The following is a 20,679-nucleotide window of genomic DNA, read 5'->3' as shown; positions in this document are numbered from 1 at the left end:
AGTATACTCGTAGAACTTTTCAAAGTTCGCTTTATGAGGCAGCCAGTTCTCGCGGTCGGCAGCGAAGCACGGTTCGCTGATCGTCGGACCCCCGCCGCGCGAGGCAGACCCCGGCAAGGATGAGTCAACGCTCGACGCCCCCGGTGTCGCACGTGTCGACGATCAGGCGCCTCGCGTTCTGGAAGGTGCAGCGACGACCAGCGAGTACTCCCCCGGCGACGAGGGTGGATCATGTCCCAACAGCGATCAGCAACCCACCGGGTGATGCCGCACCGGCGGCCCAGGACGGACAAGCGGCTCGCGGTCAGCTGTTGGAATGACGAAAGCGCCCGGCCTCCCTGATCGGAAGCCGGGCGCCTTCGACGCGCGAGAGGTGCGTCAGGTCAGTTCTTGGCCTTCGCGACGGCCTCGGTGGCCTGCGGCAGCACGTTGAACAGGTCGCCGACGACGCCGAAGTCGACGAGCTCGAAGATCGGCGCCTCCTCGTCCTTGTTGACGGCGACGATCGTCTTGGACGTCTGCATACCGGCGCGGTGCTGGATGGCACCGGAGATGCCGGCGGCGACGTACAGCTGCGGCGAGACCTGCTTGCCCGTCTGGCCGACCTGATTGGTGTGCGGGTACCAGCCGGCGTCGACGGCGGCGCGCGAGGCACCGACAGCCGCACCGAGCGAGTCGGCGAACGCCTCGACGGGCGAGAAGTCACCGTTCGTGCCGCGACCACCGGAGACGACGATGCGCGCCTCGCTGAGCTCGGGACGACCCGACTTCTGCTTCTCCTTGCGGTCGGTGATCTGGGCGCTCTTCGCCGCGTCCGACACAGACACGGTGACGGCGACCGGAGCAGCCTGCGACTGCGACGCCTGCGGCGTCGCCGAGTTCGGCTTCACCGTGATGATCGACATCGGCGTCGTGGCCTGTGCCTTGAGCGTCCAGGAACCGGCGAACACGGACTGCGTCGTCACCGGCGCACCACCGTCGCCGGCCTCGACGTTGACGGCGTCCGTCGTCAGACCCGAGTTGGTCTTGACGGCGAGGCGCGCCGCGGCCTCGTTGTTCGTGCCCGACGAGGGCAGCAGAACGGCGGCCGGCGAGGCCTGCTCGACGACGGCGGCGAGCGCCTCGGCGAGCGGGGCCGGGTGACCGTCGACCTCGGCGGAGTCGATGACGTAGACCTTCTCGGCGCCGAACTGCGCGAGACGCGGGCGTGCGGCGTCGACGTTCGAACCGACGAAGACGGCGGACGGCGTGCCGAGGCTGCGCGCGAGCGTCAGCAACTCAGCGGTGACCTTGCGGACCTGGCCATCGACGTGGTCGACCAGGACGAGAACTTCAGCCATGGTGTGTTTCTCCTCAGTCAGAAAGTGTCGGTGGCGATCAGATGAGCTTGGCGCCGGAGAGGAACTCGACGAGCTTCGTGCCGCCCTCGCCCTCGTCGGTGACGATCTGGCCCTGCTCGCGCGGGGGGCGCTTCGTCGTGTCGAGCACCTTGGTGGCCGCGGCGTCGAGACCGACCTGGCCGGCGTCGACACCGAGGTCGGCGAGGCTCATCTCCTCGACCGGCTTCTTCTTGGCCGCCATGATGCCCTTGAAGGACGGGTAGCGCGGCTCGTTGATCTGGTCGGTCACCGACACGACGGCCGGCAGCGACGCGACGACCGTCTCGGACGCGACGTCGGAGTCACGACGACCCGTCGCCTGAGCGCCGGAGACCTCGAGGGTCGAGACCTGCGTGAGCTGCGGCAGGCCGAGGCGCTCGGCGACCATGGCCGGGATGACACTCATGCCGCCGTCGGTCGAGGCGAGACCGAACATCACGATGTCGGGCTGGCCGACCTTCTTGACGGCCTCGGCGATGACGAGCGACGTCGCGAGGGCGTCGGAGCCGGCGATGGCGTCGTCGCTGATGTGGATGCCCTTGTCGGCGCCCATCTGCAGCGCCTTCTTGACTGCTTCGGCTGCGTCGGCGGGGCCGACGGTCAGCGCCGTCACCTCGCCGCCTTCGGACTCGACGATCTTGAGTGCTTCTTCGACCGCGTACTCGTCGAGCTCCGACAGGAGGCCGTCGACGTTCTCGCGGTCGGTGGTGTTGTCCTCGGAGAAGCCGCGCTCGCCCTGGGCGTCGGGCACGTGCTTGACACAGACGACGATGTTCATGCGTCTACCGTCCTTTTCGTAGGAGCTTGTCCGTCCGAGATTACGTTACCCGTCGGTAACGTCGGCGTCGAGCCCTCGCACGGATCGTGGATGTGAGGAAGTGAATCAGCCGTGCGTCAGCTTGACGACGAGCAGACCGATCAACGTCAGCGCGACGATGATCCAGGGCAGCAGACGGTTGACGAGAGTCGAGGCGGCACCCGTCTCCCCCTGTGTGAAGTCGGCCTTGCGGCCGAGGAGCGTGTCGACGATCGCGGCCGCGATCGCGATGACGAGGCCGACGACGAACCAGATCGTGGGGTTCGCGCCCCACACCTTGTCGACGTCGCGCACCATGCCGGTCCAGCCCAGCAGGGCGAAGAACATGCCGACGAGCCCGGCCAGGGCCAGCACGATGGCGCGCGTGCGCGCCTGGCCCGCCTCGCGGGCGGTCAAGGGCGATGACACGGGGTAGTCCTTTCCGTAGGCGACGGGATCTCCGAAGATCTCGCGTGCCGTCTTGTTCTGGCGGATGCAGGCGTCGTCGACGTCGCCGAGGGCGTCGTCACGCTGCGCGGGGGTCGCGCCCCGATCGGCGAGAGCCGCGAGGAACGGCTCCTGCCAATCGGGTTCGACCTTCCACTGCTTGATCATGCTCAGCGGCCTTCGAACTGCGCCTTGCCCGGCCCCTGCTCGACGAACGAACGCATGCCGATCTCGCGGTCCTTCGTGGCGAACAGGCCGGTGAACAGCTGCGACTCGATGGCGAGCCCCGTCGCGAGGTCGCCGTCGAGGCCACGGTTGATGGCCTCCTTCGCGGCGCGCAGGGCGACACGCGGGCCGTTGACGAACGGCTTGACCTTCGCGAGCGCCGCCTCGTACGTCGTGCCGGGCTCGACGAGTTCGTCGACGAGACCGATCTCCAGCGCCTCGTCAGCCTTGACGAAGCGACCGGAGAAGACGATGTCCTTCGCCTTCGACGGCCCGACGAGACGAGCGAGCCGCTGCGTGCCGCCCGCACCCGGGATGACGCCGAGCAGAATCTCGGGCTGGCCGAGCGTCGCGTCGTTCGCGGCGATGCGGAAGTCCGCCGTCATGGCGAGTTCGCAGCCGCCGCCGAGGGCGTACCCCTCGATGGCGGCGACCGTCGGGAACGGCAGCTCGGCGAGCGCGCGGAACGCGTTCTGCAGCTTCGTGCCACGTTCGACCATGTCGACGTAGTCGAGCTGCTGCATCTCCTTGATGTCGGCGCCAGCCGCGAACACCTTGTCTCCACCGGTGATGATGGCGGCGCGCACGTCGGCGTCGTCGAGCAGGTCGGCCGCGACACGCGCGAGCGAATCCTGGATCTCCGCGTCGAGCGGGTTCATCTTGGGTCGATCGATGCGGATGGTGGCGACACCGTCCGTCACATCCAGCTTGACCCACTGGCCGTAGGCGACCTGCTCAGCCATGGCTCAGGCCTGCCCGCCGGCGGGCGCGTCACCCTCGCCGGGCTGCGCGAACGCGGGGACGCCGCCCTCGGCCGCGTGCGGGCCGTCGGAGCTGGCGCTCTGGTGCCACAACTGCGTCGCCTGCAGGATCATCTGCGTCGTCGACGGCAGCACCATCTCGAGGTCGAGATCCGGCGTCACGAGGTGCTCACCGGAGACGACGACCATGTCGCGCGCGATGCCGACCTTGACGATGTTGAGGCTGAGGGTGACGTCGTTGGCCGCGTTGAGGCGCTTGGTCAGGTCGGACGTGATGTCGTCCGTGATCTGCCACTGACCGAACAGGCGAATCAGAGCGATCTCACCCTCCATGACGCGCACGAAGAGGTTCTGGTCCTCGACGGAGTACATGATGTCGCCGTCGGAGTCGATCTGCGGGTTGAAACCGAAACCGCCGAGGATGCCGACGATCTTGTCCGTGAGGGAGGCCGCGCCGGAGGTGTCGCCGGCGCCCGTGCCGGGCGCCGGAGCGGGCTGGCCGAAGTTGGGCAGAGCTGTGGGATCAGTCATGTGGCCAACCTACCGACTCTTATCCTGGTTCGCATGGCCGACCCGCAACGAGTCTTCGTCCGCACCCCTCGTCCGGGCGTCACGCTCGAGCGGGACGGCGCGATCTTCTGCGTCGTCGCGGCCCACGCGAGCGCAGTCGAACTGTGCCTGTTCGGCACGCAGGATGCCCCGGCGGGCGAGTCGCGCGTTTCGATGATGCGCTTCGACGGCGGCCATTGGGCGGCGTTCGTTCCGGCGGCCGGCCCCGGGACGACGTACGGGTACCGCGCGCACGGAGCGTGGGCGCCCGCGGCGGGCCTGCGTCACAACCCCGCGAAGCTGCTGCTCGACCCGTATGCGGGCGCCGTCAGCGCCGAGATGACGTGGCGGCCCGAAGTGTTTGGGCACGTCGTCGACGACGCGTTCGCGGGCGACGCCCGGGTGCGGGATGACCGCGATTCCGCGCCGTTCGTGCCGCGCGGCGTCGTCGTGAGCCACGATTTCGACTGGGGCGGCGACGCCCGCCCCCAGGTGCGTGACGCCGACCGCGTCATCTACGAGGCGCACGTCAAGGGTCTGACGGTGCAGCATCCCGACGTCCCCGAAGAACTGCGCGGCACCTACGCGGGGCTCGCGCACGCGTCGATGACGACGTACCTGCGCGATCTCGGCGTGACGAGCGTCGAACTGCTGCCGGTGCATGCGTTCGTCGACGAACCGCACCTGGTGAAGCTCGGGCTCAGCAACTACTGGGGTTACAACACGCTCGGTTTCTTCGCGCCGCACGCGGCGTATGCCCATGCGAGTGATGCGCAGGGGGTCGTCGACGAGGTCAAGTCGATGGTGAGGTCGCTGCACGCGGCGGGGCTCGAGGTCATCCTCGACGTCGTCTACAACCACACGTGCGAGCAGGGCGGCCACGAGGGCGCGATGTTGTCACTGCGCGGGCTCGACAATGCGACCGCCTACCGTCTCGGCGAGCACGGCGAGGACATCGACGTGACCGGCTGCGGCAACACCCTCGACGTGCGCGAACCCGCCGTCATGCGCCTCGTGCTCGATTCCCTGAGGCACTGGGTGAGCGAGTATCACGTTGACGGTTTTCGCTTCGACCTCGCCGTCGCGCTCGGGCGGGCGCCCGGTGATGACTTCGACCCGCGGGCGGCGCTGCTCATGGCGATGCAGGCAGACCCGGTGCTGTCGCAGGTGACGCTGATCGCCGAGCCGTGGGACATCGGCCTCCACGGGTGGCGAACAGGGCAGTTTCCCGCCGGCTTCGCCGAGTGGAACGACCGGTTCCGCAACACGGTGCGTGACTTCTGGCTCGCCGACCTTGCGGCGGCATCACGAGGCGACGGTGGCGGCGGGCAGCACCCCGGCGGCGGGGTGGCGGATCTCGCGACGCGTTTGACCGGGTCGCAGGACCTGGTCGGCGGCCCTCTGCGCCGGCCGCAGGCGTCGATCAACTACGTCACGGCGCACGACGGTTTCACGCTCGCCGACCTGACGGCCTATGAGACGAAGCACAACGAGGCCAACGGGGAAGACAACCGCGACGGCACGAGGGACAACCGGTCGTGGAATCACGGTGTCGAGGGTTGGCCGGGTGACGCGGTCGACGAGTCGGGTGGTGAGCCGACGTCAGACGCCGCCGCCGGGAGCGGCTCGGGTGGTGCGGGCGATGTGGCAGCGGATCTCGCAGCCCGACGACTGCGCTCGATGCGCAACATGCTCGGCACGTTGCTGCTGTCGGCCGGCGTGCCGATGCTGACCGCAGGCGACGAGTTCGCTCGAACGCAGCATGGCAACAACAACGCCTATTGCCAGGATTCGCCGATCGGCTGGGTCGACTGGAATCACTCCCCCGCCCAGCGTGATCTGCTCGCGACGACGCGGCACCTGCTCGCCCTGCGGCGCCGCTTCGGCGTGCTGCGCCATCCCGATTTCTATCCCGGTTCCCGCGCCGTGGCGGGTGAGCCTGACGTGCGCTGGTTCTCCGCGGCCGGGGTCGGGCTGAGTGACGCCGAGTGGACGTGCCCCTCGACGCGCACGCTGCAGGCGTTGTTCGACGGTGGTGACACGGACGACGAGTCGGTCCTGCTCGTCCTGCACGGGGCGCTCGACGCTGCATCGGTGACGTTGCCGCCGTCACCGGACGGGGGCGGCTGGAGCGTCGTGTGGGATTCGGCGCAGCCGCCGCCGCCGCCAGAGGGCCAGTTTGTAGCCGACGGTGGCACGTTCGCCGCCGATGGCCCCTCGATGCTCGTGCTCACGCCGTCGCGCGGCTGAGCTCCCGGAAGGGGTCGAGGAGAAACGCGCTCCAAGAAGCGCGAATCTCCACAACCCCTATCTGTCGTCACGACGACGCCAGATCCTCCAGGCGCGAGCGGACCCAATCGTCGAGGTCGTCGTCAGTCGTCAGCTCGCCGAAGCGAGCGAAATCCACTCCGTACACCTCGCGAGCCGTGGGCAGCTCCGCGACGACCAGTTCCCCGCGGTATTGCATCAGATGCGAGATCCGAACGGGCGTCTGCGTCAGAAAGGCTATCGGTCGTTTCGATAGCCCCGCGATTTTCCGCGCGACGAGGTCTGACGGGCTGATAGATTCGCATCTAATGCACGATTAGCGCGTTATGTGGATGGATTGGGTGGTTGATGGGACGAGTTCCACACGGTGCGTCGTCACTGTATCTTGCGGGCGGGGTGTCGTTCCTCAACGCTCATGAGGCCGTGTTTGAGGCGATGATCGAAGGCTGGCGGATGCAGCAGATCGGTGGCCGACATCTCAAGGAGGATTCGGTGTCGCGCGCTTTGGGCGTGGTCCGGAGGTTCGAGTCGTACGCGGGCAAGAAGCCGTGGGAGTGGTCCGCGGGCGACTTTGACGAGTGGATGGCGCTGCTGGTGTCGCAACGGAAGGTCGAAGCGTCGACGATCCGGTCGTACCAGGGGGCGGTGCGCGCGTTCTGCGATTACATCTGCTCGCCGCACTACGGCTGGGTTGACGAGTGCATGGAGCGTTTCGGGACGCACCCGGTTCAGGTCTGCCATGAATGGAACACGCTCGCGCACCTGCAGGATTACGAGGGCAAGCCGGGGCGACGCCCGTTGACGCGGTCGGAGCTGCAGCGCTTGCTGGATCATGCTGACGCCGAGGTGACGCGGTTGCTGGACGAGCGCCGCAAGGGTGAAGCGTCCCGGGTTTCGTGCCGCTCCTATGCGGGTGCCAACTCTCGGTTGAGGTTGGCGTAGTAGGCGGTCTCGTACTCGGCCGGGGTGGTCATGGCCAGAGACGAGTGGAGCCTTCGGTTGTTGTACCACTCGACCCATCCGGCGGTGGCGTACTCGACGTCGGCGATGGTCTTGTACGGGCTGTCGTGGAAGATCGTGGTGGTGATGCACTCGGTCTTGTACAGGCCGATGACGCACTCCATGAGTGCGTTGTCGTACGCGTCCGCGACGGTGCCGATCGATGCGGCGATGCCCTCGGCGGCCAGGTGCTCGGCGAAGCGCAGGCTGGTGTACTGCGACCCGGCATCGCTATGTGCGATCAGCTCGCCGGGTTGGACGGGGTGCCCGGCTCGGTCGCGTTCCCACAGCGCGATCCGCAGCGGTGTCAGGACCAGCGGTGTCGTCTTGCTCGTCGCGGCGTGCCAGGCCACGACCTTCTGGGAGTAGCAGTCCAGGACGAACGCGACGTACACGAAACCCGCCCACGTGCGTACGTAGGTGAAGTCCGCGACCCACTTCGTGTTCGGCGCTGCCGCGGTGAAGTCCCGGTTGAGCAGGTCACCAGCCCGATGCCCGTCCTTGGCCGGGATCGTGGTGCGTACCGGACGGCCGCGGCGTACCCCGTTCATCCCCGCGACGCGCATGAGCCGATCCACGCGACCGGCGCCGACCTGGTGACCTTGCCTACGTAGCCAGGCGGTCATCTTGCGACGCCCGTACAGCCCTTCCGGGGTACCGACGAGGTCGTGCAGGACGTTGAGCAGGACCGCGTCGGACGTGTCACGGGCCGATGCGCTGCGGTGGCGCCAGGCCCGGTAGGTGCGTGCGGCGATCTGGCAGCCCTCCTGGCGGAGCACCCTGCAGACCGACTCGACCGCGTGCCCCTCGGCGCGCATCTGATCGATGAAACCCATGATCATCGGTTGCGGGGGTCGAGCTCCCCCGCGAAGAAAATCGAGGCCTTGCGTAGGAGCTCGTTGTCCTCGCGCAACCGCTTGACCTCGCTGCGCAGACGACGCAGCTCGGCCAGGTCGTCGCTGGTCGGCCCGTCCTTCAGGCCGGCGTCGACGCGGTGTTGCGAGACCCAGCGGCGCAAGGTTTCACGGCCCACGTCGACCTTCGGTGACACCAACGCGACGGCCTTGGTGACGGACCCGGCTTCCTCGACGCGGTCCAGGACCATCCGCACCGCGCGGTCCTTCACCTCGGGATCGAACTTCTTCGGCATGAACAACATCCTCTCGAACTCGAAAGGAAGCGGCATCACACCCGGGACGCTTCAAGGGTGCTCTGCCTGCGTTCCGGGACGCGACGCTGTTCAAGGTCGTCTACGCATGGGGGATGCGGGCGAGCGAGGCGGTTGGGCTTGATGTGACCGACTTCTACAGGAATTCGAAGGCTCCACAGTTCGGGGAGTTCGGTGTGATGCAGATCCGGCACGGGAAGTCGTCGCGGGGCGGGCCGCCGAAACGGCGGGCGGTCGTGTCGTTGTTCGGCTGGGCGGTTGAGGCTCTTCAGGAGTATGTCGAGCAGGTGCGTCCGTTGATGGTCCGGGACGGGTCGCCGGCGCTCTGGGTCTCGGAACGCGGGACGAGGCTGCGCACGCGGGAGCTGGCGTCGAGGTTCGCCGTCTACCGGACGGCGCTGGGGCTGGATGAGGTGTTGACGCCGCACGCGCTGCGTCATTCCTACGTGACCCACCTGATCGAGTCCGGGGTCGATCCCGCGTTCGTGCAACGTCAGGTCGGGCACCTGCACCAGTCGACGACGGCGATCTATACGGGCGTGAGCGCGGACTACATGAACACGATGATGAGTCAGGCGATCGAGAAGACGCGGCACAGGCCGCGCGATGAGGAAGAGAGCGGGCGATGAGACTGATCGGGTTTGAGTGGCGGCTTCGGGAGGTGATGGCGGCGGCGGGAATGTTCTCCACGACGAAGCTGGTCCCGCTGCTGGAAGAGCGGGGCGTCTACTTGTCGACGAGCCAGGTATATCGGCTCGCCGCGGAGAAGCCGGAGCGGATGAACATGCAGGCGCTGGTCGCGCTGCTGGACATCTTCGATTGCATGTTCGAGGAGCTCGCGCCGCGGGTGGTCCTCGGCAGCGCGGTCGCAGCGACCGGGACGACCGATCCTGGGCCGGAGCGGGGCGATTCGGCGACGAACCGACTCCGGGAGTCGGGCCTGAAGCCGCGTAGGGCGCAGATTCTCCCGCCGGATGCTTGACCCGGTCTTCGCCGCGCTGACCACGCAGATCGCCGCCGTCGAGCAGGCTCTTCCGCGTGAGCGGATCGCCGAGATCGTGAACGGCTCGTTCCGGCAGCTGCCGGTTGCCCGCCGGACGCTCGACCTGGTCACGCAGGCACCCGGGCTGCTCACCGCGGCGGATCCGCAGACCACGCCGGCTCTGGCAAGTCTGTTGCTTCGCCTCCACGAGGCTGGAGCGCGGACTGTCCGACCGCCGCGTTGCGCACACTGCGGCGGGCTGCGGAAGCTGCTGCAGCGCACGCCGACCGGGCGGATCTGCGCTCCATGCGGTCGCCGTCTCGCTTCCAGGAGCGGACTCTGTGATCGTTGCGGGCACACCCGCCGCGTGCAGACAGGGCCCGGTGAGAGCGCGTACTGCAAACGATGCTGGGTCGACATGAAACCCGAAGCGGCCGAGCGCATCGTCGAGCAAGTCCGCCGCCATCGCCGTGTCGCGACCGCGACCATCCTTCGAGCGGTGGAGCAGATGGCGGCGGACGGGAGGGACCGCCGAGTGCGGCTGATGCTCGAGCTGCAGGCCCACGGCGCGGAGTGGTTCTCCGACCCGGCCGCGGGCTCTGTGCTGTTCGGCACGTTCTACGACCTTCTCCACGCGGACGGCGCGCGTCTGCCCGAACGACGCTGCGGAGGCTGCGGCACCACGCGCACGCTCACCGAACGCGTCGAGGGACGAGTGAGCTGCCGACGCTGCTACCGGATCGCGCACCATGCCCCCTGCGATGGCTGCGACGACGTCACCAACCTGGAGCGGGTGCTCTCCGACGGGCGGCGACTCTGCCAACGCTGCACGAACAAGCTCCCCGACGAGAACGCCGTCTGCGTGAGCTGCGGCAACCATCGACTGATCGCCTACCGCAGCCCGGAGGGCCCGCTGTGTTCAACGTGTCGGAGCTCCTCCCGGCTGGACACCTGCACGGACTGCGGGGAGCTTGCGCCCTGTTTGTTCCACGGCAGCGAGAAAGCGATCTGCAAACCCTGCTCCGACAAGGCCAGCGTCGACACCTGCACGATCTGCGGGAACGAGCGGCAATGCCGCTGGCCGGGAACCGCGCGCGCCGCCTGCGAGCAGTGCTCCAACCCTCGCCAGCCCTGCGTGAGCTGCGGGGAGGTCCGGCTGCGCCACAAGCGCACCGAAGACGGCTCCGGCTATCTCTGCTGGGCCTGCGTTCCGCCGATCATCGAGACCTGCACAAGCTGCGGAGACGCTCGGATAGTGAACGGCCGGATCGAGGGCCGGCCGTTCTGCCCGCTCTGCTATCCCCGCCAACCGGAGTCGTTCCGCCCCTGCACCAGCTGCGGGACCATCACACGGCTGATCGCGAAGCTCTGCCCCCGTTGCCGAGCCGATCAGATGATCCGGGAGATGGTGCCCGACGAGCTCGCCGCCTCCGATGCACGCATCGCGCATCTGCGAGAGCGGTGGTTCCAGGGTGCTCCGTCGAAGATCGTCTACGCCTTCGAACGCGGCACCGTCGCCTGCACGCTGATCACCCGAGTGCTCACCGCCCCATCCCTGCGCACTCACGCCTACCTCGACCAGGCCGGCTCGGAGTATCAGACCCGAGCGGTTCGGTCCGTGCTCATCGACCACGGGCTGCTCCCACCGCGGGACGAGCTGCTCGCCCGGTTCGAGCTCTGGCTCGACAGCGCACTTGCCGAGATCCCCGACCCGGGTGAACAGCGCACCGTCACCCAATACGCGCGATGGCGACACCTGCGCGCACTGCGCCGCAACACGATGCCGTCCCGATCAGGCCAGCTGTCCTGGCGGCGGCTCGAGATCGCGGGGATCATCGAACTGCTGGAATGGATCCATACCCGCGGAGGTTCTCTCGTGTCCCTCACCCAGGCGGATGTCGATGAATGGCTCACCGGCGGCCGACGCCCGTTCCTGCACCACTTCCTGACCTGGACCGCACGGGCCGGCGCATCCCGACCGCTCACCGCTCCACGCCCGCCATCAGGAGCCTTGAGCCCGCAAGCCATGAGCGACGAGGAACGCTGGCGGCTGCTCGCCGATGTCACCTCCGACCCGTCCATCAACCCGCACACGAAGCTCGCCGCGGGGCTGATGCTCATGTTCGGCGTCCGGGCGGCGAAGATCGTCCAGTTGCGCGCGGAAGACGTCACCGTCACGGACCAGGCCGTGGTCGTTCGCCTCGGCCAGGAACCTCTCGTGCTCCCCGCCGAGCTCGCGCCGGCGGCCGCGGGAGCCGCCAGCAACCGCACCGCGCCTCGCATGTTCGTGGAGAGCATCGAACAGGAGTGGGTCTATCCCGGAACCCGGGCCGGGCATCACATGGCCCCCGACACGCTGAATACCCGGCTCCGCGCTGCCGGCATCCCGCCGCGACTTGCCCGCACCGGCGCGCTGATAGCGCTCGCGCAGGAACTCCCACCCGTCGTTCTCAGCCGGCTGACTGGCCTGGACATCTCCTCCGCGATCGCCTGGTCCAACGCGATCGGCGCGAACAGCACCGCCTACGCCGCCGCGGTCGTCGAGCGCGTCGGCATGCCCCTCCCAGTCGTCCTGCACTGAAATCTGACGATGACGTTTCCAGGGATGTCACGTCGTGAGAATCGGGCGGCACCGATTCTGCTCGGCGGTCAACTCGTCCTGATCGTGGCCGCGCTCTCCTTCGACATAGGCCACGAACAACACCCACGCCGTGTCCGATGATCGGCGTCGGGTGGGAGGGCGTCTGGTGTCCGAGTTCGTCGTTCCGGTCAACCACGTCGTATGACCTTGACGTGCAGGAGCCGCTCAATGCCGCTCGGTCGGCACGCTCGGCCGGTCCCCGGGAGAGTGCGTCGACTGAGGGTCGCAGCAGTCCTCCTCGGTCCTCCGTCCGGAGTTCCGACGGCGTTGATGAAGGAATCCGCTTAGTAGCACGATGAGCACCACGGTGGTAGACAGGCCGGCGATGACGCCGGTGTTGCTTTGGAGCCAGTTCGATATCGTCGCCGAGACAGCGGCGACGTCGGTGCGCCCTGCGGAAGGGGCATCGCCGACGACAACTGGAAACCAGTACCAAGCCAGGTAGACGCCGGTGAGGATCAGGACGGCGGCGGTGACCTTGGGAACGAATCGTGTCAGTGCGGCGATCCGCCTGGACAGCACAGAACCGGCTACGGCGGCGACCACGGCGACAAGCAGCAGGACGGTGGCGGAGCCGGCGGCATAGATGGCGAAGACGAGGAGCAGCCCGACGAAACTGGCTGTCGCCTGGGCCTGGGCGATGACCGCGAGGAGTACGCCGAAGGTGCACGACAGCGAGGCCGCGGCGTAGCCGACGCCGAAGACGACCATGCGCACGGCGCTGGGCAGCCGTTCGATTGCGCGGCCGGGTATGCCGGGAAGCCGGAGGGACATAGAGCGTCCGGCTAGCATCGCCCCGCCGAGCAGCACCAACAGGATCCCGACGGCGAGGCCGAGGGCTGGGGCGGCCTGGATCAGGCCCCGTGCGCCGGCGCTTACCGCGACGCCAGCCAAGGCGAGCGTGCCCGCAAACCCGATCGTCAGCGCGAGGCCAGCCCGTAGGGCGCGCAGCAGGCGCACCGGGGCTGAGGAAGAGGCGGCGTCGCCCAGCGCATGGGTGATCCAGGCCGGGAGCAGCGCGAAGCCGCAGGGATTGACGGGGGCGATCATCCCGGCGGCGAAGGCAAGGGCGAGGAGTCCGCCCATCGCTCAGGCCCCGGCCTTGTGGAGCGCGGAGACGATCGTATCGGCGTCGGGGTCGGTGGCGCGGAAGGTCACCTGTCCGTCACTGTCGACGATGATCAGTGTAGACAGCGCGGCGACCCCGAAGCGCTGGGACAGCGCCGCGCCCTCGTCGATGGCGGCGGGGACATGCACGGCGTCGACGTACTCCATGAACCTCTGAATGGTCTCGGTAGGTTCGCGCGGATCCATGTCGACGGCGAGGAACTGGGCATCGATGCCGGCCTCCTCGGCCGCGGCTGCCGCCTGACCGAGGGATCGGACTCCGCCGACGCATTCGCCGCAGCCGACGGAGAAGAAGAACACCGCGGTGGGCTTCCCGGCGGCGGGCAGGCTGATCCGCTGAGCGTCGATGCTGGTCACCGTCGCGGCGGTGGCAGTCTCGGCAGAGACGGGATCCTTATCAACGGTGCCGCAGGCGGTCAGGATGAGCGAGCCTGCGAGCAGGAGGGTGGCGAGCGAACGACGGGCGCGGGAGCTGATCATTGGTTCTGTTCGCCCTTCGGGTCGGTGCGGTGAGCGGATTCGGTGGGCGGGCAGCAGTCAGGTTCGACACGGCCGCGGCGGGTTCGGCGGCGGACGACGACGAGCAGCACGATCGCGAGGAGCGCAATGCCCACGCCGATCACCCACGGGTTGCCGAGAAGGAGCCCGCCGATGCCAGTAAGCATTCCGCCGGCGATGAGCACGGGCAGCGCGCAGCAGATCGTCATGAGGAGCACGGCACCGGCTCCCAGGAGTAGGCCACCGCCTCGCGTTCGGTCGTCGTGTTTGGAGGTCATAGCGTTCTCGAATCCTTCTGTGTCGCGGGTCAACAGCAGCGGGGACAGTCGTCGGCCACCGGGATGTCGTCCTGAAGCAGGTCGAGCAGGCTCGTTGTGAGCTCGTTGCCGATCCGGTAGGCCTCGGCCACCGACACCACCTCGGCACCGGGATGCTCAGAGAGCCACCCGGTGGCGTCGTCGACGGAGGCGAAATAGTGCACCTGGTTGCAGAAGGCCGAGCGGATCGAGGTGATCTGCTCCAGGTTCACCAGCGACACCACGGCGCTCGGGGGTGTGACGCCGGTGACACCGGCAACCGGATCGATGGTGACGCGGATCGTCTCTCCGCTGGCCGGGGAGACGGACTCCACGCGCGCTGGGCGATCGAGGAGGGCCGGGAAGATGAGGGTGTCCAGGGCGCACCAGGTGTAGAGCTCCTCACCGTCGACGGTGAACCGGTGCGGTGTAGGGCGCAGCGTGAGGCCCTGGCCGACGATTCGGCCCTGGTCGTCGTACTCGGTGTCCTGCATCGCGGCCAGTCCGAGCCGTACCTCGTCGATCGTGCGGCCCGCAGCCACGGACAGCTGTTGGACGGTGACGGGGTCACCGTCGGCGAGCAGCCGCAGCAGCGGGATGAGCAGGCCGGTCTCTCCCAGTCGGCTGAGCCGCTCGGGCAGTTGCATGCTGAGGTCAGACATCGTGGGTTCCTCCAGTTCGTTCACGCGCAGCACGACAGGAGCGACGGGTCGGTGGTGAAGGCCTTGGCGGCGATCCGGATGCCCTCGGCCATGGTCAGGTAGGGGGCCCAGGCGTCGGCGACCTCGGCGACCGTCTTGCCGAGCACGTGGACCCCGGCGGCGGCGAGCTCGCCGGCGTCCTTGGCGACGGCGGTGATGCCGAGGATCTTCCCGGTGTCGGCGTCCACGACGATCTTGACGAAGCCGCGGGTGTCGCGGTTGACCAGTGCGCGGGGCACGTGGTGCAGGGGCAGGACGCGGCAGTCGCAGCGGATCCCGGCGGCGACGACGTCCTTCTCGGTCATCCCGACCGCGCCGATCGCCGGGCCGGTGAACGTCACCCTCGGCAGTCGGGCGTAGTCCACGGCCCGATCGGCGTCGGCGAACGCGTTCTCGGCGACGAGGGTGCCGTGGTGGGCGGCGACGTAGACGAACTCGGGGTGGCCGGTCACGTCGCCCGCGGCCCAGATCCGCGGGTGGGAGGACTGCATCCGGTCGGAGACGACCACCTCGCCGAGGTCCCCGGTCTTGACCCCGACCCTGTCGAGGCCGAGCCCATCGGTGGCCGGTCGTCGTCCGAGGGCGACGAGCACCTGGTCGGCGCGGAACTCCTCCCGGCCGCCGGCGACGTCCGCGGTGACGACGGCCTGCCCGGTCGCGGCGTCGCGGGACACCCGCGTCGGCAGCGCGCGGCGGACCACCCGGATGCCCTCGTCGGCGAACACCTCCTGCAGCGTCCTGGACACCTCCGGCTCCTCCTTCGACGCGAGCCGGGACCGGACCAGCACGGTGACCTGGGAGCCGAGCCGGGCGAACAGCTGCGCCTGCTCCAGGGCGACGTAGCCGCCGCCGAGCACGAGCAGGGACTCAGGGAGTTCGGTCAGCTCCATCGCCGTGGTCGAGGTCAGGTACCCGGTCTGGTCCAGGCCGTCGATCGGCGGGGCCCACGGCCGAGAGCCGGTCGCGACCAGGTAGTGCCCGGCCTCGATCGTCTCGGTGCTCCCGTCGTCCCCGGCGACCTGGAGGACCGGTGCGTCGGGGGTGCCGGCGAACGCGGCATCGCCGCGGTGGACGGCCCAACCGTAGGAGTCGGCGACGTCGGCGTACTTCTCGCCCCGCAGCGACTCGACCAGCGCCTGCTTCCCGGCGATCAGGGCGGGCATGTCCACTGGCCCCGCCGTCGTCGCGATCCCCGGGAACCGGTCGGCGGTGTCGGCCGCGGAGTGCCGTGCGTCGGCCGCGGCGATCAGGGCCTTCGACGGCACGCAGCCGGTGTTCACGCAGGTGCCACCGAGCGTCCCGCGCTCGATCATCACCACCGACTTGCCGAGCGTGGTCGCGCGGATCGCGGCGGCGAACGCACCACCGCCCGATCCGATGATGGCGAGGTCGTACTTCGTGGGCATCGCAGCTCCCGTCACTTGGGTTTCTCTTCTTTCTCGGCCATACTGGACCTTCCAGTGCAGGGGAAGGTCAAGAAGGCTTCTGCCGAAAGAAAAGGGGGCCTGCGATGCGCATCGGGGAACTCGCCGAGCGGGCGGGAACGACGGCGAAGACGCTGCGGTTCTACGAGGAGCAGGGCCTGCTGCCCCCGGCCGAGCGCACGCCGTCCGGATACCGCGACTACGCGCCCGAGATGGCCGCCCGGATCGACTTCGTCCACCGCGGCCAGGCCGCGGGCCTCACCCTCGCCCAGATCCGCCAGATCCTCGACATCCGCGACGGCGGCGCTGCTCCCTGCGAGCACGTGCGCGATCTCCTCGACGCGCGCCTCGCCGAGATCGGGCAGCAGATCGCCCAGCTCACAGCGCTCCGAGACACCATCGCCGAGCTCAGGCACGACGCCGCGCAGCCCGACCCCGACTCGTGCAGCGCGGACCAGGTCTGCCGGTACCTGTAGCTCACGGAAAATCCTCTCGGCTCTCCCAAGCGACGAGAACGGAAAGTCGTGCAGAATCCCCCGTCCGCCAAATAGCGCCAAATCAAATAACGCGCACTACCAATACGGCGTCGTCGCAGCAGCGAGCGCGTCGAGCGCATCGAGCACGGCTCGCAACTCCGCCTCCCGCCATGGCGCATGAGGAAGCCGACCCTCGATGTCCTCGAACAGGAGCGCCACCCACGTGCCGTCGTCGAACGAGGCGCGCAGGTGCGCACAGGGCACGTCCGGCCCGAGCAACTCGGCCGCCCGGATCTCGTCGCGGTAGAGGCCCGGCGTGACGGGGTTGAGGCTGGGATGGACGGCCTTGAGGAAGGCGCGCGAGCCGTCGGCGCACACGAGACGGTCGGCCGTTCCGGGCGACCTGCCCCCGGATTGCGAGCGCCACTCGACGACTTGCGAACCCAGTTCCCGCTCGACCCACGACGTCACGGGCTCGGGCACATCGACCCAGGTGATGCGCGACTTCTTCATGGAGGCAGTCTTTCGCGACGCCGGTGGGACGGGTGAACGATTTGTCGCAGGTCGCCGGCATCGGGGCCGATGCTCGGCGCGGGCGAGTCACTCAGTGCGCGCCGAGTCGGTCCTGACTGACGCAACGAGCAACAAGTGATTCGGCTGCGGGCGCTCGTCCGTCACGGAACGCGACCGCGGACGCAGCGTGACCGGGATGGCGCAGGTTCAGCGGGTGGCGTTGCGGCGCAGCCACCACAGGCCGACGATCGGCAGGATGAGCGGGACGAAGCCGTAGCCCTGGCCGAAGTGCGACCACACCGTCTTGTCGTGGAAGGCGCTGGGCTGCAGGACACTCCACAATCCGACGATGAGAACTCCGGCGAGCTCGAAGGTGATCGTCGCCCGTGCGAGGCGCACGGACGCGTGGTTGCCGCGCGCGAGCGCCACCGTCGCGACGATGTAGATGACGGCGGCAAGCGCCGATAGCAGGTACGGCACGGGCGCCTTGTCGAACGACTGCGCGATCTGCATGATCGAGCGCCCCGTCGCGGCGAGCGCGAACAACCCGTAGACGGCGACGAGCATGCGCCCCGGCCCGGTGTTGACGCGCCCGCGCGAACCCGACTCGTCGGGCGTCGGCGGCGTCGAATACGCCGCGCCGGGGGTGACGGGTGACGCGCCGTCAGGAAGTGCGTTCGTGGTCTTGCGAGGGGCTTCAGGCATCAGGCGTGTCCGTTCCACAGTTGCACGAGGCGGCCGATCATGACGGCGAGGCCGACGGCGCCGACGAGGAGCACCCCTGTACCCCAGCGCGATTCGCGTTCGGCGATGGCCCAGAACCCGGCGACGGGCAGCACGAAGATCAGACCGACGAGATAGGCGATGAAGACGCCGACGTTCATGTGCGGATCCGCCGAAGCCGACGTCGCGATGCCGACGATCAACTGGATGACGAGAAGAACCTCGATGGCGATCGTCAGGTAGAACATCGGGTTGTCGATCGGGCGTGCGCGGACGGTGGCGACGAGGGCCAGCAGGGCGAGGACGCACGTCGTCACGAGCAGCGCGACGGTCAACGGCAGAAACACCCGAACATCGTAGTCCCGCGGATGAGTACCAGCCCTACGACGCAGTCGCCGTCACCTCGCGGCGCGTGTCACTGTCCACGAAATCGCCGCCGGGAGGCGGTTGTCGGTGGCATTGGGTAGCGTGACGGACGTGACAGTTTCTCAGCCAGGTGAGATGCCCCCGTTCCCCGACTCAGAGCCCCTGACGTCAGATCTCACTGCCACGTCGGCCAGTGTCGACGACCTGGGCGCACCCGCCGCGTCCACCCCGGCGAGTTCCTCGCCCGAGACCGGCCGCTACACGCCCGACACCGAGGAGAAGCGTCCCGAACCGGACGCGCACGCACCCACCGTCGCGCGCGCGGATGACGCACCGCGCGGCATCGGCCGCATCCCCGTCACCGACGTCATGCCGATCGTCGACTGCGGCAACCTGCCGACGAAGTCGGTCGTCGACGAGCCGTTCACGGTGCGCGCCACCGTGTTCCGCGAGGGTCACGACGCCGTCAACGCCTCCCTCGTCATGACGTCGCCGCACGGCGTCGAGCGGATCGTCCCGATGACGTGCGTGAACCCGGGGCTCGACCTGTGGACGGGCGAGGCCGAAGCCGACCACGAGGGCGTCTGGCACTTCCGTGTCGAGGGCTGGAGCGACCCGTACAGGACGTGGGATCACGACGCGACGATCAAGGTCGCCGCGGGTGTCGACGTCGAGGTCATGTTCGAAGAGGGCGCCCGTGTGCTCGAGCGCGCGTGTGCGACCAACACCTACGACGATGCTGACGAGCGCGTCCTGCGCGACGCCGTCACGACCCTGCGCGACACCTCGCGCAGCGACGACGAGCGTCTCGCGGCCGGCACGTCTACCGAGGTCAAGGACGTGCTCGAGCGGCTGCCGCTGCGCGACTTCGTCTCCCCCAGCCGCGACTACCCCTGGCTCGTCGAGCGCAAGCTGGCGCTGACGGGCGCGTGGTACGAGTTCTTCCCCCGCTCCGAGGGTGCTCACTTCGACGAGGAGACGCAGAAGTGGGTCTCGGGCACGCTGCGCACCGCCGCCGAGCGTCTGCCCGCCGTCGCCGACATGGGTTTCGACGTCGTCTACCTCACCCCGATCCACCCGATCGGCGAGGTCAACCGCAAGGGCCCGAACAACACGTTGACGGCTGGCCCGGAGGATCCTGGTTCGCCGTACGCCATCGGGTCGAAGGACGGCGGTCACGACGCCATCGAGCCGTCGCTCGGTGACTTCGACGACCTCGACGCGTTCGTCGCCCGCGCGAACGAACTGGGCCTCGAGGTGGCGCTCGACATCGCGCTGCAGTGCGCGCCCGACCACCCCTGGGTCACCTCGCACCCGGAGTGGTTCACCACGCGCAGCGACGGCACGATCGCCTACGCGGAGAACCCCCCGAAGAAGTACCAGGACATCTATCCGCTCAACTTCGACAACGACCCGGCCGGCATCTACGCCGAGGTGCGTCGCGTCATCCAGGTGTGGATCGACCACGGCATCACGATCTTCCGCGTCGACAACCCGCACACGAAGCCCGTCGAGTTCTGGCAGTGGCTGATCGCCGACGTCGCGAAGGACCACCCCGAGGTGATCTGGCTCGCGGAGGCCTTCACGAAGCCCGCGATGATGCACAACCTCGGCCGCATCGGCTTCCAGCAGAGCTACACGTACTACGCCTGGCGCCACCAGCCGTGGGAGATCCGCGAGTACCTCGACGAACTCATCGGCGACACGGCGAGTTACATGCGTCCGAGCTTCTGGCCGACGACGCACGACATCCTCACGCCGTACATGCAGTACGGCGGCCCGGCGGCCTGGAAGCTGCGCGCGGCGCTGGCTGCCACGCTCGTGCCGACCTACGGCATCTACGCCGGGTACGAGCTCATGGAGTCGGTGGCGCGCCCCGGCGCCCAGGAGCAGAACGACAACGAGAAGTACCAGTTCAAGGACCGTCGCTGGGCCGACTACGCCCCCGGCGGGCCCAAGGAGGGCCAGTCGATCGACTGGTACCTGCGCCGGCTCAACGAGATCCGTCGCGCCCACCCGGCGCTCGAGCACCTGCGCAACCTGCGCTGGCACGGCGTCGACGACGAGAACTTCATCGTCTTCTCCAAGAGCCGCGACATCGGTGACGGCGCCAACGGCGGCCAGGACACGGTCATCGTCATTGCCAACACAGACCCGCACGCGACGCGCGAGACCTGGGTGCACCTCGACATGGGCGCGCTCGGACTACGCGGGGACGAAGGGTTCGTCGCGCACGACCTGCTGAGCGACGCCACCTGGCACTGGGGCGAGCACAACTTCGTCCGGCTCGGGCCGGACGCCGAAAACGTCCACATCATCCACGTGAGGAAGTTCTGAGC

The 20,679-nt window shown here is 68.5% G+C and carries 21 protein-coding genes and 1 other annotated feature; of the genes, 7 read left to right on the top strand and 14 right to left on the bottom strand.

Annotation, left to right across the window (positions count from 1 at the left end; all coding sequences use genetic code 11):
* Nucleotides 1-383: 383 nt before the first annotated feature.
* The 5 genes from EDC82_RS04780 to EDC82_RS04760 form a co-directional block, all read right to left on the bottom strand.
* Nucleotides 384-1,340, bottom strand: a complete 957-nt coding sequence (locus EDC82_RS04780; protein WP_074040761.1) for an electron transfer flavoprotein subunit alpha/FixB family protein — start codon at nt 1,338-1,340, stop codon at nt 384-386.
* Between the two features lie 37 nt (nt 1,341-1,377).
* Entirely contained in the window at nt 1,378-2,157 is a 780-nt protein-coding gene (locus tag EDC82_RS04775) for an electron transfer flavoprotein subunit beta/FixA family protein (protein WP_131940753.1), read from the bottom strand.
* Nucleotides 2,158-2,262: 105 nt separating this feature from the next.
* Nucleotides 2,263-2,790: a hypothetical protein gene (locus tag EDC82_RS04770; protein ID WP_006945992.1), complete on the bottom strand. Its 528-nt coding sequence runs from the start codon at nt 2,788-2,790 to the stop codon at nt 2,263-2,265.
* 2 nt (nt 2,791-2,792) lie between these two features.
* A complete protein-coding gene (locus EDC82_RS04765; RefSeq protein ID WP_006946011.1) occupies nt 2,793-3,590 on the bottom strand; it encodes an enoyl-CoA hydratase/isomerase family protein in 798 nt (265 codons plus the stop codon).
* A gap of 3 nt (nt 3,591-3,593) precedes the next feature.
* Complete coding sequence (locus EDC82_RS04760) at nt 3,594-4,139, bottom strand: hypothetical protein (protein WP_006945928.1); 546 nt, start codon at nt 4,137-4,139, stop codon at nt 3,594-3,596.
* 33 nt (nt 4,140-4,172) lie between these two features.
* Here EDC82_RS04760 and glgX point away from each other — a divergent pair, with 33 nt between their 5' ends.
* Both glgX and EDC82_RS04750 read left to right on the top strand, forming a co-directional pair.
* A complete protein-coding gene (gene glgX, locus EDC82_RS04755; protein WP_131940751.1) occupies nt 4,173-6,407 on the top strand; it encodes a glycogen debranching protein GlgX in 2,235 nt (744 codons plus the stop codon).
* Between the two features lie 414 nt (nt 6,408-6,821).
* The gene (locus EDC82_RS04750; protein WP_235006115.1) at nt 6,822-7,367 is read left to right on the top strand and encodes a hypothetical protein; all 546 of its coding nucleotides are present in this window, start codon (nt 6,822-6,824) and stop codon (nt 7,365-7,367) included.
* Here the strand turns inward: EDC82_RS04750 and EDC82_RS04745 are convergent.
* Nucleotides 7,331-8,574 (bottom strand): IS3 family transposase gene (locus tag EDC82_RS04745; protein ID WP_131940167.1). Its coding sequence is split into 2 segments (ribosomal slippage): nt 7,331-8,301 and nt 8,301-8,574, totalling 1,245 coding nucleotides; the frame shifts between segments, so codons are not numbered across the junction. The genes EDC82_RS04750 and EDC82_RS04745 overlap by 37 nt on opposite strands.
* Nucleotides 8,171-8,305 (bottom strand) — a sequence feature (AL1L pseudoknot). Its footprint overlaps the gene before it by 135 nt.
* Nucleotides 8,575-8,636: 62 nt before the next feature.
* Between EDC82_RS04745 and EDC82_RS04740 the strand changes: the two genes are divergently transcribed.
* Genes EDC82_RS04740 through EDC82_RS04730 form a run of 3 tightly spaced genes read left to right on the top strand, consistent with a single transcriptional unit; the run spans nt 8,637 to nt 12,155 of the window.
* Nucleotides 8,637-9,221, top strand: coding sequence for a tyrosine-type recombinase/integrase (locus tag EDC82_RS04740; protein WP_255569626.1), 585 nt, complete (start codon nt 8,637-8,639; stop codon nt 9,219-9,221).
* A complete protein-coding gene (locus tag EDC82_RS04735) occupies nt 9,218-9,574 on the top strand; it encodes a helix-turn-helix transcriptional regulator (protein ID WP_131940747.1) in 357 nt (118 codons plus the stop codon). Before EDC82_RS04740 ends, EDC82_RS04735 begins: the two co-directional genes overlap by 4 nt.
* Nucleotides 9,567-12,155, top strand: coding sequence for a hypothetical protein (locus EDC82_RS04730; protein ID WP_131940745.1), 2,589 nt, complete (start codon nt 9,567-9,569; stop codon nt 12,153-12,155). Before EDC82_RS04735 ends, EDC82_RS04730 begins: the two co-directional genes overlap by 8 nt.
* Before the next feature lie 225 nt (nt 12,156-12,380).
* Here the strand turns inward: EDC82_RS04730 and EDC82_RS04725 are convergent, their stop codons facing one another.
* The 5 genes from EDC82_RS04725 to merA are packed head-to-tail and all read right to left on the bottom strand — an operon-like array spanning nt 12,381 to nt 16,244.
* A complete protein-coding gene (locus EDC82_RS04725) occupies nt 12,381-13,301 on the bottom strand; it encodes a cytochrome c biogenesis CcdA family protein (RefSeq protein ID WP_006947554.1) in 921 nt (306 codons plus the stop codon).
* Nucleotides 13,302-13,304: 3 nt separating this feature from the next.
* Nucleotides 13,305-13,823 (bottom strand): redoxin family protein, encoded by a 519-nt coding sequence (locus tag EDC82_RS04720; protein WP_006947551.1) that lies wholly within the window; start codon nt 13,821-13,823, stop codon nt 13,305-13,307.
* Nucleotides 13,820-14,119 carry a hypothetical protein gene (locus tag EDC82_RS04715; RefSeq protein WP_006947549.1) on the bottom strand — a complete coding sequence of 100 codons (300 nt, stop codon included), beginning with the start codon at nt 14,117-14,119 and terminating at the stop codon, nt 13,820-13,822. Before EDC82_RS04715 ends, EDC82_RS04720 begins: the two co-directional genes overlap by 4 nt.
* 29 nt (nt 14,120-14,148) lie before the next feature.
* Nucleotides 14,149-14,832 carry an organomercurial lyase MerB gene (gene merB, locus EDC82_RS04710; RefSeq protein ID WP_235006114.1) on the bottom strand — a complete coding sequence of 228 codons (684 nt, stop codon included), beginning with the start codon at nt 14,830-14,832 and terminating at the stop codon, nt 14,149-14,151.
* The gene (merA, locus tag EDC82_RS04705) at nt 14,820-16,244 is read right to left on the bottom strand and encodes a mercury(II) reductase (RefSeq protein WP_131940162.1); all 1,425 of its coding nucleotides are present in this window, start codon (nt 16,242-16,244) and stop codon (nt 14,820-14,822) included. Before merA ends, merB begins: the two co-directional genes overlap by 13 nt.
* A 104-nt stretch (nt 16,245-16,348) precedes the next feature.
* Between merA and EDC82_RS04700 the strand changes: the two genes are divergently transcribed.
* Nucleotides 16,349-16,738, top strand: a complete 390-nt coding sequence (locus EDC82_RS04700) for a heavy metal-responsive transcriptional regulator (protein ID WP_131940743.1) — start codon at nt 16,349-16,351, stop codon at nt 16,736-16,738.
* 96 nt (nt 16,739-16,834) lie between these two features.
* Here EDC82_RS04700 and EDC82_RS04695 read toward each other — a convergent pair whose 3' ends face one another.
* From EDC82_RS04695 to EDC82_RS04685, 3 genes are all read right to left on the bottom strand, one after another.
* Complete coding sequence (locus EDC82_RS04695) at nt 16,835-17,251, bottom strand: hypothetical protein (protein ID WP_131940741.1); 417 nt, start codon at nt 17,249-17,251, stop codon at nt 16,835-16,837.
* A gap of 207 nt (nt 17,252-17,458) precedes the next feature.
* Complete coding sequence (locus EDC82_RS04690; RefSeq protein ID WP_006945960.1) at nt 17,459-17,956, bottom strand: hypothetical protein; 498 nt, start codon at nt 17,954-17,956, stop codon at nt 17,459-17,461.
* Nucleotides 17,956-18,321: a hypothetical protein gene (locus tag EDC82_RS04685; RefSeq protein WP_006946006.1), complete on the bottom strand. Its 366-nt coding sequence runs from the start codon at nt 18,319-18,321 to the stop codon at nt 17,956-17,958. Before EDC82_RS04685 ends, EDC82_RS04690 begins: the two co-directional genes overlap by 1 nt.
* 154 nt (nt 18,322-18,475) lie before the next feature.
* Between EDC82_RS04685 and EDC82_RS04680 the strand changes: the two genes are divergently transcribed.
* Nucleotides 18,476-20,677: an alpha-1,4-glucan--maltose-1-phosphate maltosyltransferase gene (locus EDC82_RS04680; protein ID WP_255569625.1), complete on the top strand. Its 2,202-nt coding sequence runs from the start codon at nt 18,476-18,478 to the stop codon at nt 20,675-20,677.
* Nucleotides 20,678-20,679: the final 2 nt, after the last annotated feature.

The organism is Dermacoccus sp. SAI-028, from assembly GCF_004346775.1.
Lineage (GTDB): Bacteria > Actinomycetota > Actinomycetes > Actinomycetales > Dermatophilaceae > Dermacoccus > Dermacoccus nishinomiyaensis.
This window is presented reverse-complemented; position numbering and strand designations above follow the sequence as displayed.

What these genes read in the sequence shown, in the direction of transcription:
- EDC82_RS04780 (WP_074040761.1), bottom strand. Translation starts at nt 1,340, where the DNA reads ATGGCTGAAGTTCTCGTCCTGGTCGACCACGTCGATGGCCAGGTCCGC.
- EDC82_RS04680 (WP_255569625.1), top strand. Translation starts at nt 18,476, where the DNA reads ATGCCCCCGTTCCCCGACTCAGAGCCCCTGACGTCAGATCTCACTGCC.
- EDC82_RS04690 (WP_006945960.1), bottom strand. Translation starts at nt 17,956, where the DNA reads ATGCCTGAAGCCCCTCGCAAGACCACGAACGCACTTCCTGACGGCGCG.
- EDC82_RS04715 (WP_006947549.1), bottom strand. Translation starts at nt 14,119, where the DNA reads ATGACCTCCAAACACGACGACCGAACGCGAGGCGGTGGCCTACTCCTG.
- EDC82_RS04735 (WP_131940747.1), top strand. Translation starts at nt 9,218, where the DNA reads ATGAGACTGATCGGGTTTGAGTGGCGGCTTCGGGAGGTGATGGCGGCG.
- EDC82_RS04695 (WP_131940741.1), bottom strand. Translation starts at nt 17,251, where the DNA reads ATGAAGAAGTCGCGCATCACCTGGGTCGATGTGCCCGAGCCCGTGACG.
- EDC82_RS04775 (WP_131940753.1), bottom strand. Translation starts at nt 2,157, where the DNA reads ATGAACATCGTCGTCTGTGTCAAGCACGTGCCCGACGCCCAGGGCGAG.
- EDC82_RS04730 (WP_131940745.1), top strand. Translation starts at nt 9,567, where the DNA reads ATGCTTGACCCGGTCTTCGCCGCGCTGACCACGCAGATCGCCGCCGTC.
- EDC82_RS04700 (WP_131940743.1), top strand. Translation starts at nt 16,349, where the DNA reads ATGCGCATCGGGGAACTCGCCGAGCGGGCGGGAACGACGGCGAAGACG.
- EDC82_RS04760 (WP_006945928.1), bottom strand. Translation starts at nt 4,139, where the DNA reads ATGACTGATCCCACAGCTCTGCCCAACTTCGGCCAGCCCGCTCCGGCG.
- merA (WP_131940162.1), bottom strand. Translation starts at nt 16,244, where the DNA reads ATGCCCACGAAGTACGACCTCGCCATCATCGGATCGGGCGGTGGTGCG.
- EDC82_RS04725 (WP_006947554.1), bottom strand. Translation starts at nt 13,301, where the DNA reads ATGGGCGGACTCCTCGCCCTTGCCTTCGCCGCCGGGATGATCGCCCCC.
- EDC82_RS04770 (WP_006945992.1), bottom strand. Translation starts at nt 2,790, where the DNA reads ATGATCAAGCAGTGGAAGGTCGAACCCGATTGGCAGGAGCCGTTCCTC.
- glgX (WP_131940751.1), top strand. Translation starts at nt 4,173, where the DNA reads ATGGCCGACCCGCAACGAGTCTTCGTCCGCACCCCTCGTCCGGGCGTC.
- EDC82_RS04720 (WP_006947551.1), bottom strand. Translation starts at nt 13,823, where the DNA reads ATGATCAGCTCCCGCGCCCGTCGTTCGCTCGCCACCCTCCTGCTCGCA.
- EDC82_RS04765 (WP_006946011.1), bottom strand. Translation starts at nt 3,590, where the DNA reads ATGGCTGAGCAGGTCGCCTACGGCCAGTGGGTCAAGCTGGATGTGACG.